The 11,889-nt window shown below is 62.4% G+C and carries 19 protein-coding genes and 1 pseudogene; all 20 read left to right on the forward strand.

The genetic code is table 11. The annotated features are described in order from the left end of the window. Nucleotides 1–215, forward strand: a pseudogene (locus H0W38_RS01570) (hypothetical protein); the annotation flags it as partial. Nucleotides 216–289: 74 nt separating this feature from the next. Further along, a complete protein-coding gene (locus tag H0W38_RS01575; protein WP_292450761.1) occupies nt 290–472 on the forward strand; it encodes a hypothetical protein in 183 nt (60 codons plus the stop codon). 205 nt (nt 473–677) lie between these two features. Beyond that, complete coding sequence (locus H0W38_RS01580) at nt 678–971, forward strand: hypothetical protein (RefSeq protein ID WP_292450762.1); 294 nt, start codon at nt 678–680, stop codon at nt 969–971. Nucleotides 972–973: 2 nt separating this feature from the next. Then, complete coding sequence (locus H0W38_RS01585; RefSeq protein WP_292450763.1) at nt 974–1,153, forward strand: hypothetical protein; 180 nt, start codon at nt 974–976, stop codon at nt 1,151–1,153. Between the two features lie 57 nt (nt 1,154–1,210). Beyond that, nucleotides 1,211–1,384: a hypothetical protein gene (locus H0W38_RS01590; RefSeq protein WP_292450764.1), complete on the forward strand. Its 174-nt coding sequence runs from the start codon at nt 1,211–1,213 to the stop codon at nt 1,382–1,384. After that, nucleotides 1,381–1,932: a hypothetical protein gene (locus H0W38_RS01595; RefSeq protein WP_292450765.1), complete on the forward strand. Its 552-nt coding sequence runs from the start codon at nt 1,381–1,383 to the stop codon at nt 1,930–1,932. The genes H0W38_RS01590 and H0W38_RS01595 overlap by 4 nt, the downstream gene beginning before the upstream one ends. Nucleotides 1,933–2,914: 982 nt before the next feature. Then, complete coding sequence (locus H0W38_RS01600) at nt 2,915–3,127, forward strand: HNH endonuclease signature motif containing protein (protein ID WP_292450766.1); 213 nt, start codon at nt 2,915–2,917, stop codon at nt 3,125–3,127. 200 nt (nt 3,128–3,327) lie between these two features. Next, nucleotides 3,328–3,546, forward strand: a complete 219-nt coding sequence (locus H0W38_RS01605) for a hypothetical protein (RefSeq protein ID WP_292450767.1) — start codon at nt 3,328–3,330, stop codon at nt 3,544–3,546. Beyond that, nucleotides 3,547–5,211, forward strand: coding sequence for a terminase large subunit (locus H0W38_RS01610; protein WP_292450768.1), 1,665 nt, complete (start codon nt 3,547–3,549; stop codon nt 5,209–5,211). A gap of 83 nt (nt 5,212–5,294) precedes the next feature. After that, complete coding sequence (locus H0W38_RS01615; protein WP_292450800.1) at nt 5,295–6,560, forward strand: phage portal protein; 1,266 nt, start codon at nt 5,295–5,297, stop codon at nt 6,558–6,560. Between the two features lie 76 nt (nt 6,561–6,636). Next, a complete protein-coding gene (locus H0W38_RS01620) occupies nt 6,637–6,885 on the forward strand; it encodes a hypothetical protein (protein ID WP_292450769.1) in 249 nt (82 codons plus the stop codon). Between the two features lie 10 nt (nt 6,886–6,895). After that, nucleotides 6,896–7,624 carry a head maturation protease, ClpP-related gene (locus tag H0W38_RS01625; RefSeq protein WP_292450770.1) on the forward strand — a complete coding sequence of 243 codons (729 nt, stop codon included), beginning with the start codon at nt 6,896–6,898 and terminating at the stop codon, nt 7,622–7,624. Nucleotides 7,625–7,683: 59 nt separating this feature from the next. Then, nucleotides 7,684–8,871 (forward strand): phage major capsid protein, encoded by a 1,188-nt coding sequence (locus H0W38_RS01630; protein WP_292450771.1) that lies wholly within the window; start codon nt 7,684–7,686, stop codon nt 8,869–8,871. A gap of 55 nt (nt 8,872–8,926) precedes the next feature. Next, nucleotides 8,927–9,094 carry a hypothetical protein gene (locus tag H0W38_RS01635; RefSeq protein ID WP_292450772.1) on the forward strand — a complete coding sequence of 56 codons (168 nt, stop codon included), beginning with the start codon at nt 8,927–8,929 and terminating at the stop codon, nt 9,092–9,094. Beyond that, nucleotides 9,095–9,655, forward strand: coding sequence for a head-tail connector protein (locus tag H0W38_RS01640; protein ID WP_292450773.1), 561 nt, complete (start codon nt 9,095–9,097; stop codon nt 9,653–9,655). It begins immediately after the preceding gene. Next, nucleotides 9,655–9,975 (forward strand): phage head closure protein, encoded by a 321-nt coding sequence (locus H0W38_RS01645; RefSeq protein WP_292450774.1) that lies wholly within the window; start codon nt 9,655–9,657, stop codon nt 9,973–9,975. The genes H0W38_RS01640 and H0W38_RS01645 overlap by 1 nt, the downstream gene beginning before the upstream one ends. Beyond that, the gene (locus H0W38_RS01650; RefSeq protein ID WP_292450775.1) at nt 9,968–10,444 is read left to right on the forward strand and encodes an HK97 gp10 family phage protein; all 477 of its coding nucleotides are present in this window, start codon (nt 9,968–9,970) and stop codon (nt 10,442–10,444) included. Before H0W38_RS01645 ends, H0W38_RS01650 begins: the two co-directional genes overlap by 8 nt. Next, entirely contained in the window at nt 10,441–10,791 is a 351-nt protein-coding gene (locus tag H0W38_RS01655) for a DUF3168 domain-containing protein (protein ID WP_292450776.1), read from the forward strand. The genes H0W38_RS01650 and H0W38_RS01655 overlap by 4 nt, the downstream gene beginning before the upstream one ends. 103 nt (nt 10,792–10,894) lie before the next feature. Then, entirely contained in the window at nt 10,895–11,545 is a 651-nt protein-coding gene (locus H0W38_RS01660; RefSeq protein WP_292450777.1) for a phage tail protein, read from the forward strand. A gap of 1 nt (nt 11,546) precedes the next feature. Further along, entirely contained in the window at nt 11,547–11,858 is a 312-nt protein-coding gene (locus tag H0W38_RS01665) for a phage tail assembly chaperone (protein ID WP_292450778.1), read from the forward strand. Nucleotides 11,859–11,889 lie beyond the last annotated feature (31 nt).

The raw sequence follows: 11,889 nt of genomic DNA on the forward strand, positions 1-11,889 counted from the left end.
GCCGCTCGATCAAGGCGAGCGACGACAAGTGCGCAAGCCTGTGCCACCGCTGCCACACCAAACTCGATCAGGGCCCATTCCTGTCGCGCGAGGCACGCCGGCAGATGTGGCAGCGAGCACACGAGCGCACGGTGCGCGAGTTGGTGCGGCAAAAGCTCTGGCCCGCCGCCGTGCCGCTGCCGGAGCGGTTTGTCGAACTCATGGACAGTTTCTGAAAAAAGATGGCGCAGACCCCTTGACGTTACGCGTAACGATGCTATGATTCTTTCACACCAACCGAAAGCGCACCATGAACAGCATCAACGAACTCCGCATTGAAATCGCAGACTGCAACCAAGCGATCAAAGCGTTCAAGTTGGGCCTGAAGCACTTGGCCCCTGCCGGTCTGGACGAAGCCCCTTCGGTTGTTTGGCTCGAAATGCAGAAGGCGGTGTGCAGCCGGAAGATCAGCGAAATGCGGGCTCAAGGATGAAACTGGAACCAGTGGCCCGCCGCTGGTTTGTGGCCTACGGGCCAGACAGCCGGCACCTTCAGGACGCCCGCCTGTTCGCCCTAAAGCGTGATGCGGTTGTGTTCTATGAGTCTCGGCAAGAGCGGGCCAAGCAACTGTTTAGCCTGGATTTCGAGCCGTGGCAGTGCGGCAAGAACCGACGCGTTTTAAGAGAGGACCAACACTGATGGACACCAGGATTGAAGAACTGGCTCTGATTATCGAAGAACGTTCTACGCAACGAGACGCAGACATCAATGGCGATACCTATCAGTCGTATCGCCGCCTGGAGTCGCTAGCCCGAGACATGCTGGAAGTCATCAAACAGTACCGGATTAAGCACCCGGAGAAGTACGAGGACACGTCGCTTCTGCGGTCTCGGCAGCAAGTCAAAGATGCTCACGAGCAGATAGTGAACCTGCGCAGTGAGTTGCGGGGCTACCGTGAGCGAGAGAAAACGATGGGCTGGGCGCAAGATTGAGCATGAGTCCAGCCAAAACTACAGCCCAGCGCCAAGCCGAGTTCCGCGCCCGCAAGGCTGCCGAGCAGGCCACCGAGGTACGCGGCATCTTTGCGCACCCCGACGACCACACCGAGGTCAAGGAAGCCGCCGCCAAGATCGCGCGCAGGCGGATGCGCCTTGCTAAACGCGATGCGGGCTAACGCATGACCTGCCCGCACTGCACATCAGCCACCACTAACCCCGACTGCGCTGCCCTCATGACCGACTGCCCGCAATGCGACATCAGGCAGACCGCCAGGGCGCCCAGGCGACGGAGAGAGCAGCGCTACGCCCAGATGCTGACCACGCAGGGTGAGGCAGCCATGCAGGCGTACCGGCTGGCTGTGATTGCCGAGTACCGAAGGATCGATGCGCTCAGGGAGAAAGCGTGACCGAAGCCGCCGCCCCGGTAGCCTTGGCGGGGGATGAATTGTCAGACACGACACAACCAAAATCGGAGGTAAATATGGGCCGCAAGAATGACGGATACGAACCTACAGAAGAAGAGGCCGAGGTGATTGATCGCGCAGGGCTTTCGGCCGCATGGCAGGCGCTGCAGCCGCTGAACGATGTAAACCTAGAGATATCAACAAGCGGCGTTCTCGCTTGCTTACGGGCGTTCAAGGCGGCTAGCTCGGCCGCTCATGAGGCAAAGAAAGCATTGGCATTCGCCCACCCTGGAAAGTACATCCGCCATTTTCCTGACGAAACCGCAATGGTGTGCAGCGCGCTTTTCGGCCTGGACGAGAATCCAGCCGACGTTAACCCATCGTCGATTGGCGGCGCCCGAATAGTTTGTCTATTAAAGGCTTGCAGAGCGCTGGAAGCTATGAGCCTCGTCCATTCTGCATTTGATGATGGCGATGAAGTGTTTGGCACCATCTATGCGGAGAAAACGATCATGGTAGCTGAGGAATATGGAATATATCGGCCGGGTTGATTGACGTTTATCGACGCACTGAGGGAGAAGGTTTGAAGAGAGACTTGATCTGCCCGATACCTCCTTGGCTGCTCGCGGCCGATGACGCCCTCAACCGATATGGCCGCTGGGCGATGGATCGACGCAGGCAGCACCGCTGCGGTAGCGCAGAAGGCAGATACCTCCCGGAGCGAGGGGAAGTGCTGGAGGCCCGTAGGGAAGCCCGAGAGGAACTGATCCCTACGCCTGATGCACTGCTCATCCATCGCGCCTTGCTCGGCGTGCCGGAGTTGCAGCGCAAGGTGCTGCTCATCCTCTATGTACCCCAACGAACGCCCGTCGCCGCCCAACTCAGGCGGGCCAACATCCCGCCCCGTTTGTGCCAGGAGCGCCACAGGGAAGGACTCACGATGTTCAACAACCAACATAGGCGCTTGCAATCAATTCCGGCATAGCCTACACTTCGCGCCACCTGACGCGGTGTCAGCGGCTCGGTAGCCTGTTGGCTGGCCGAGTCGTCACCGAAAACAGAACACAGCCCGCCCCGGAGCAATTCGCGGCGGGCTTTCTCGTTCGGCCGGCGATCCCACACCAGCACCAGGCTCGCGTAGCCGCTTACGGATCGACCGGCCAACCTATCCCCCCGAGCACAGCGCCAGCCCTTGACCCACAAGGAGCGAACGGGAAGCGGAGGGCAGGCTGGCTGAGAGGCCAGCAAGCACGGCGCAGGCCGAAGCCGGTGCGAACCCGGCAACAAACGACGCGCGCAGCCCGGCGCGGTGCTGCTCAAGGGATTGAGCGGCATGTCTCCCGGTCACGCACTCTGACCGATCCGGGCGTGAGTGAGAACGGCGCTCCGCAGCGGGCGCATGCCCGTAACGATGCGGGGCAACCAATGGCACTAACCACCCTCAAGCCCAGGCTCGCAACAAGCAGCCTAGGCAGGGTCAAGACGCTAGACACCAAGGCAGGCACAACCGAGATGCCCCGAGGTCGCCGATGGATGGCTACCCGCCAGCGCATCGCACTGGCTCATGGCTACACATGTTCAGGCTGCGGCCTGATGTGGCGTGCTGACAGGGACCAGATAGACCACACCATCCCGCGTGAGCAGGGTGGCAGCAATGAGGACAGCAACCTCAAGCCGATGTGTGACGCATGCCACAAGGCCAAGACGGCCCGAGAGGCGGCGGCGAGGAGGGGAGGGGGGCGGTAAAAGCTACCGATCCTGAGTGGAGGGAAACCAACAGGTTCCTCATTTGGACAAAAAACAGTGACTAAGGCATTCAGCAAATGGCAGGCGTAAAGGGAAGGAGCGGCGGCCCTCGGGCGAATTCTGGCGGTGCTCGTCCTGGAGCCGGCAGAAAGCCGCGTCTGCCCGTGGTGGCGGCTGCTGAGAGCGTGTTTGCGGCTGCGATGGGGCACAAAGACCCGCAGTCGTTCCTGCTCGGCGTGATGAACGACCGAGCCTCTGAGCCCAGGATGCGCATGGACGCAGCCAAGGCGCTCATGCCTTTCATGCACCACAAGCTCGGGGAGGGTGGCAAGAAGGGCGCTCGGGACGAGGCGGCCAAGAAGGCCGGCGCCGGCAAATTCGCCGCTTCTGCAGCACCGCTCAAGCTGGTCGCTCGATAGGTGGCTGAATGGTCTACCGCCTGCCCGGATTGGGCGGCACGGTTGCGCGCGGGCAAGTCGATCATCCCCCCGCCGATATTCCCGGAAGAAGCGGAGCGCGGCCTTGCGGTGCTGCGCGAGCTTCGGATCATCGACGCGCCCGGCAGCCCGACGATCGGCGAGGCGTGTGCGCCGTGGGTGTTCGACCTGGCCGCCTCGATCTTCGGGGCCTATGACTCGGAGTCCGGGCGCCGGCAGATAACCGAGTGGTTCGTCTGCCTGCCCAAGAAGAACTCGAAATCGACGATTGCCGCGGCGATCATGCTCACGAGCCTGATCCTCAACTGGCGGCAGTCGGCGGAATTCATCATCCTCGCGCCGACCGTCGAGATTGCGAACAACAGCTACGCGCCGGCACGCGACATGTGCCAGAAGGACGAAGAGCTCGACGAGTTGATGCTCGTTCAAACGCACATCAAGACGATCACGCACCGCAACAGCGGGGCGAATCTGAAGGTCGTTGCGGCTGACAACAACACGGTCGGCGGCAAGAAGGCGGTCGGAATCCTGGTTGACGAGGCGTGGCTGTTCGGCAAGGTGGCAAACGCCGAGAACATGCTGCGCGAGGCCACTGGCGGGCTTGCTTCCAGGCCAGAGGGTTTCATCATCTGGCTGACAACGCAGTCGGACGACCCGCCGGCCGGAGTGTTCCGGCAGAAGTTGCAATACGCCCGCGACGTGCGCGACGGCAAGGTGATCGACCCGCGCTTCGTGCCGGTGATCTACGAATTTCCGCAGGAGATGCTCGACGCCAAGGAGCATCTTGACCCGGCGCAATTCGCTATGGTCAATCCGAACATGGATTACTCGGTAGACCGGGAGTTTTTGGAGCGGGAGTTCCGCAAGGCCGAAAACGCTGGCGAAGAGTCGATGCGCGGCTTTCTCGCCAAGCACCTCAACGTCGAGATTGGCCTGAACCTGCGGTCAGACCGATGGGCCGGGGCTGACTTCTGGGAAGCGCAAGGCAAGGCCAAGGGCCTGACGCTGGACGATTTGCTAGAGCGCTCCGAGGTGGTCGATGTTGGGATCGACGGCGGCGGGCTGGACGACCTGCTTGGTTTGGCTGTTGTGGGCAGGGACAAGATCACGCGCGAATGGCTTTTGTGGGCTCATGCCTGGGCGCATCCATCGGTGCTTGAGCGTCGCAAGAGCGAGGCTGGCCGATTCCGGGACTTCGCCAAAGACGGCGACCTTACGCTCGTTGCACACATGGGCGACGACGTGAACGAGGTGGCCGAGATCGTCGCGCGCTGTGAGACATCTGGCCTGCTCGACAAGATCGGTTGCGACCCGGCCGGGCTGGGCGGCATCCTGGATGCGCTCGTGGAAGCCGATGTTCCTCAAGAAAAGGTCATCGGCATCAGCCAGGGCTGGAAGATGACCGGCGCGATCAAGACAACGGAACGCAAGCTCGCCGAAGGCGGGCTTATTCACGGCGGGCAACCGCTCATGGCCTGGTGCGTCGGGAATGCCAAGGTCGAGCCGAAAGGAAATGCCATCGTGATAACCAAGCAAGTTTCCGGTACGGCAAAGATCGACCCGCTGATGGCGGCATTCAACGCGGTGACCTTGATGTCTCTGAACCCCGACTCCAACAACATCACGCAAGGCTTCGTCGAACTGTGAGCGTCTTCTCGTCTATCGCTGCCTATTTCAAGCGGCAGCGGGGAGAAGTGCGCCCGGAAAACGTCACCTACAGCGAGAGCGTCATGGAGGCGTTCGGTGTTCCGGCGGCTTCTGGCGCATCGGTCACTCCGCTGTCCGCGATGCGCGTGGCGGCTGTCTTCGCCTGCGTGCAGAAGATCGCAGGCGCGATCGCCACGCTGCCGATCCATGTGTACCGCACAAACGGCGACATCAAAGAGCGCCTGCCCCGCGATGACCTCTGGTTCAAGCTGAACGAGCAGCCGAGCGCGCAGTACACCGCCGCCAGTCATTGGGAAGGGGTCAGCGTCGCACAACTTCTGCGCGGCGACGGCTACACGTGGATTCGGCGCGGCATGAACAACAGCATCCGAGAGTTGATGCCTTTGCCGTGGGGCTCCGTGCAGCCGCAGCGCCAGTCGGATGGCTCCGTGCGGTACTACGTCAGCCTGCCGGACTACGGCATCAACACTTGGCTGATGCCGGACGAACTCCTGCACTTTCCCGGATTCGGATTCGATGGCTTGAAGTCAATGAGCGTGATCGCCTACGCGGCTCGCGCTGCGGTCGGCAACGCTCTTGCGATGGACGAGTACAGCGGCAAATTCTTCGCCAACGGGGCTCACCCGTCGATGGTGCTGACGGCCGCCGGGAAGATGTCGCAGGACCAGATCGACCGGCTGCAGGCAGCCTTCGTCAACAAGTACGCCGGCATGGACAACGCGCACCGAATCCCACTGGTGCTGACCGAGGGTCTGCAGGCCAAGGAAATCAGCCTGAGCGCCGAGGATGCGCAGTTGCTGGAGGCTCGCAAGTTCCAGGTCATCGACATCGCCCGCGCCTTCGGTGTGCCGCCTCACATGATCGGCGAGACCAGCGCCTCGACAAGCTGGGGCAGCGGCATCGAATCGATGTCGCGCGGCTTCGTTACCTACACGCTGCAGCCGCATTTGGTCCGAATCGAACAGGAACTCAACCGCAAGCTATTCCCCCGCGACACCGGCAAGTTCGTGCAATTCGACAGAGACGCATTGATCGAGGGCGACAGCAAGGCCCAAGCCGAATACAACCGCGCCGCTCTCGGTGGGCCGGGGACCGGCCAGGGCTGGATGTCGGTAAACGAAATCCGCAAGGGCAAAGGATTGCCGCCAGTCGATGACGGCGAGAAGCTGTTCGACCCGCGCGAAGTTCAGGCCGCTCCCGATACCTCCAAGCAAGATGCGGCGGTCGAGAACCTCGCCGCCGGCCTGCGCGAAATCAAGGCAGCCAGCGAATACCGCGCAGACGGTCCGCCGCCCGCAAAGCCTCGCGGTCACGCTGGACGGCGTTAGGTTCGATGCGTCGCAGGAGGTCGCTGGGAGGGTCAGTCAGGCGCTGACCATCACGCTCGACGACCTGGCGGCGGCGGTGAGTCAGACAACGCGGCATCCGCAGGCCCTGTCGGTCACGCTCGACGGCATCGCCTTCGATGCTACTCAGAGATTCGGCGAGCCGAACGCACAGGCGCTCGCGGTCACGCTCGAAGACGTGTTGGTGCTCATCCAGCAGATCGGTGCGCAAGTGGTCGCGCCGGAAGCGGGTGGCGGTGGCTGGACGAGGCCAAAGGTCACGCGCCGCCGCGTGGAAGAAGACGAAATGCTACTGCTCCTGATGTAAGGCCCACCCCATGAAAATACTGCAACTGCTGCGTGACAACGCCGGCCGGCGGCCCGTTAATCTCGTGCGCAATGGCGCCGAAGCGGCGCTCTACATCTATGACGTGATCTCGCCGGATTGGGGCGTCAGCGCCATGTCGGTGATCGACGCGATTGCCCAAGCAGGCGACGCCAAGGTGCTCAACGTCCATATCAACAGCCCCGGCGGCGATGTGTTCGAGGGCCGCGCGATCATGGCTGCGCTGAGTCGATTCGAGGGCAAGACTGTCGCCCACATCGACAGCCTTTGCGCGTCCGCCGCGACCAGCATCGCGCTCGCTTGCAGCGAAGTCGAGATGTCCGAAGGCGCCTTCTTCATGATCCACAACGCCAGCGGCCTCGTGTGGGGCGACAAGTCTGCGATGCGTGACACGGCCGATCTGCTGGAAAAGATCGAAGGCGCCATCGTCAACGACTACACAAACAAGACGGGCAAGGACGCCGAACAGGTCGTCGCATGGATGGACGCGGAAACCTGGTTCACGGCGGCCGAAGCGATGGAGCACGGCTTCGTTGACCGCCTCGCGCCCGCCAAGAAGGCGAGCAACGCATGGAACCTTGCCGCGTTCGGCAACGTGCCGGCCGCGTTGGAGGCGCCACCCGAGCGACAGCCAGAAGACACCACACAGAAACCCGCTTCGGCGGGTTTTTTCATGGGCGCAGCAAACGAGAACCGTCTGCGGCTCGCCGAAGTTTCTTAGCGCTCTCGCGCGGGGAAAACCGTAGGGGGCCGGATGCCCTCGATTCTTGAAAGCACATGATGCAAAACCTGCAAGCACTGCGCGAGAAGATTGCGAATCTCGCCACTCAAGCCAAGAACCTGCTCGCCGAGAAGGGCTCGCAAACCTGGTCCGCCGAAGAGCAGGCCAAGTTCGACAACTTCGCCGACGAGATCGAGCGCGCGAAGGGCCAGATCAAGGCCGAAGAGCGCATGCGCGAACTCGACGCCGACAAGTTCTTCAACGCCGCCCCGTCGAAGAAGGATGAAGGCCAGATCGACGCCCTTGCTGCTGTGGCGCTCTACATGCGCCACGGCAACAACGTGACCAACGAGCAGGCCATCGCCATTCGCAACGCGATGTCCACGACGACCACGACCGAGGGCGGTTTCACCGTCCCGGCCGAGATCGCCGCAATGGTGGTCGAGGCGATGAAGACGACCGGCGCCATGCGCCAGATCGCCGAAGTGTTCTCGACGGCCGGCGGCAACTCCCTGAACTTCCCGACCAGCGACGGAACCTCGGAAGTCGGCGAGATCGTTGCGGAGAACGCTGGTGCGACCACCGGGGACATGACCTTCGGCACCGTGGCGGTGAACCCGTACAAGTACAGCTCGAAGAAGATCGCGCTGCCCTGGGAACTCATCTCTGACAGCGCCATCGATGTGGTGTCGTTCGTGGTCAACCGCCTGGCCATGCGCCTGGCGCGCATCACGAACACGCACTACACGACCGGCACCGGCACCGGCCAGCCGTTTGGCGTGATCGCTCGCGCGGCCACCGGCAAGACGGGGATCACTGGTCAGACGCTGACCGTGATCTATGACGACCTGTTCGACCTCAAGCACTCGGTCAACCGGGCTTATCGCCCTGGCGCGAAGTGGATGATGAACGACCTGAGCGTCTCCATCGTCTCGAAGCTGAAGGACACGCAAGGCCGCCCGATCTGGGAGCCGGGCGTCACCCTGGGCGCGCCGGACATGCTGCTCGGCCATGAAGTCGTGACCAACGACGACGTTGCAGTGATGGCCGCCAATGCCAAGTCGATCGCGTTCGGCGACTTCAAGAAGTACATGCTGCGCGACGTGTCGGGCTCCGTCATGATGCGCCGCTTCGACGATTCGGCCTTCGCGCTGAATGGTCAGGTCGGCTTCTGCGGCTGGATGCGCACGGGCGGCAACCTGGTCGATGTGGCGGCGGTCAAGGTCTACATCAACAGCGCGACCTGATCGGTCACACCAAAGCGGCGGGCTCTCGGGCTCGCCGCTTTCTTCTGGAGCCTGCATGGCAACCAAGAAACAAGACAAGCCGGTCGAGGCGTTCATTCTGCGTGACTGCGTTTTCGGCAAAGCCGGCGATGTCGTCGAGTTGAGCGAAGCCGACGCCGAGATCGGCAAGCTGCACGGCATGCTCGATCTGCACCCCGCTGCGGTCAAGGCAGCGAAGAAGTAAATGCCCTCCAAGCTCATCACGGCGCCCACCGCCGAGCCGATCACACTGGCCGAGGCGAAGCTGCATCTGCGGGTGGACTCCACGGACGAGGATGCGCTCATCACGGCCTTGATCGTCGCTGCTCGGCAAGGCGCCGAACAGATGACCGGGCGCGCGCTGATGCCACAGACATGGGAGATCGCGCTCGACGGTTTCCCGGACGAAATCGAGTTGCAGCATCCGCCCCTGGCGTCGATCACCAGCGTGAGCTATCTCGACGAAGCCAGCGCGGCGCAGACGCTGTCGGCGGCTGCCTACGTGATCGACAGCTACAGCCAGCCGGAGCGACTCTCGCTTGTTGCCGATACCGAGTGGCCGGCGACGCTGGAGCAAGCCAACGCTGTCATTGTGCGGTTTGTGGCTGGCTATGCGAGCGCGGCTGCTATCCCGCAAGAGATCAAGCAATGGATGCTGCTTCGCATCGGCTTGCTGTATGAGCACCGCGAGAGCGTCGCCGGCTCGCTCGCGCCACTGCCCTTCGCTGACCGCCTGCTCGACGCTTACAGGGTTGGGGGACTCTGATGCAAGCCGGGGCGCTCAATCGTCGCATCACCATCAAGCAACTGGCCGCCGGGCAGGACGCGATCGGCCAACCGCTGCAGACGTGGAGTGACGTGGCGACCGTGTGGGCGAATGTCCTGCACAAATCAGGCGCGGAGTCGATCAAGGCCGAGCAGGAGGTTTCCATCGTCCGCGCCAGCATTCGTATCCGGCGCAGGGCAGGGATCACCGCGGCCATGCGCTGCCACCTCGGGGCGGTCGTGTACGAAATCAAAGCTGTTTTGCCTGACGAGCAGGACCGCGAACGGATCGACCTTGCCTGCGAGCTCATCAATGGCTGACGCAATCTCGATCAAGTTCGATGCGAATGGCGTAAATGCCGCGCTCGATGGGCTGACTGCTGGCGCGATGAAGAACGTCCGACCCGCTGCCCAGGCCGGCGCGCAAGTGCTGTACGACGAAGTCCGAGCCAACGTCGCCAAGATCGGCAAGAAGACCGGCAACCTCGCGCGGTCGATTTATCAGGCTTACAGCGAAGACAACAGCACCAAGGGCAGCGCGACCTATCACGTCAGTTACAACGCCAGCAAAGCGCCGCACGGCAACTTGGTCGAATACGGTCACATCCAGACGCGCAAGGTCTACCTCGGCAGGGACGGCAACTGGTACACGTCCAAGACGCTCCTGCCTGAGCCGAAGCAAGTCGGCGCGCGGCCCTACATCCGCCCGGCCTTCGATGCAAAGTCCAAAAGGGCCGTGGAAGCGGCCCGCGACGCCTTTGTTGACGGCATGAAACAGGTGACGGGATGACGCTCGAAACTGACCTCTACACCGCCCTTCGTGGGCTGGTTTCCGATCGCGTCTACCCGGACGTTGCGCCGCTTTCGACGCCGCGCCCTTACATCACCTACCAGAAGGTCGGCGGCACGACGGCCAACTTTCTGGAGAGCGTTGTTGTTCCGAAGACCAACGCCCGCGTGCAAGTCAATTGCTGGGCAGATACCCGGCTCGCATCGGCCGCGCTGATGAAGCAGATCGAGGCGGCGATTGTCACAAGCACGACGCTTCGAGGCTTCGTTTTGAGTCGGCCGATCTGCGTTCACGAGGACGAGTTATCGCTGTACGGAGAGTTCCAGGACTTCTCCATCTGGAGTTGAACCGCTTTCAAACCCGGCCCGCCTAGAGCGGGCTTTTTTACGCCCGCTCCGGGCTCCCAACCAACCGCCTCCGGGCGGTTTTTTCGTTTCTGAAAGGCCAATCATGAGTGTCTCTCTGCCCAACGGCTCCACCATCGAAATCGGCTCGGCGGTCGGCACGGTGAAGAACATCACCGCGCTGACCAACGCCAGCCCCGCTGTCGCCACGTCGGTGGCCCACGGCTTCACGGTCGGCGACTACCTCATCATCACCTCGGGCTGGTCGCGCCTGACCGATCGACTGGTTCGCGTGCTCACAGCGCCGACCGTGGACAGCTTCACCCTCGAAGGCATCAACACCACCGACACCGGCGTCTTCCCGGCTGGCTCGGGTGTCGGCACGGCCCAGAAGGTGACCACCTTCACGCAGATCACGCAGATTCTGACGACCGCCTCGCAGGGCGGTGAGCAGCAGTTCCTGTCCTACCAGTTCCTTGAGGACGACTCGCAGAAGGAAATCCCGACCACCAAGACGGCCGGCGGCTTCAACTTCTCCGTTGCGGACGACCCTTCGCTCGCCGGCTACATCGCCTTGGCCTCCGCCAACGATGACCGTGTCAAGCGTGCCTTGCGCGTGAACTTGTCCAACGACAGCAAGCTCTGCTATCTGGGCTACTGCACGCTCAACGAGACGCCCACGCTGACGGTCAATGAGCTGATGGCCTGCGAAGCCACCGTGCGCTTCCTGAACAAGCCGACGCGCTACGCGACCTGAGATGCCGAAACTCCAACTCAAGCCGAGCCCGACATTCAAGGTCAAGGTCGGGATTCCTGTGCCGGGGGCCAAGCCGGAGCCGGTCGAGTTCATCTTCAAGAACCGCAACCGCGACGACCTCGCGGCGTGGCTCGAAGGGCTCGACGGCAAGAACACGGAGGACGCCGTGCTCGAAATCGCCTCCGGCTGGGACCTGGAGGACGCCTTCGACGCAGAGAACGTCAAGCTCCTGCTGTCCAACTACATCGGCGCGTGGCAGGCGGTTTACGACACCTACATGCGTGAACTGGTGCAGGCCAAAGTAAAAAACTGAGAGAGGCTGCCCGCGCCATCTACACACCGCC

The organism is Methylibium sp., from assembly GCF_013817365.1.
Lineage (GTDB): Bacteria > Pseudomonadota > Gammaproteobacteria > Burkholderiales > Burkholderiaceae_C > Methylibium.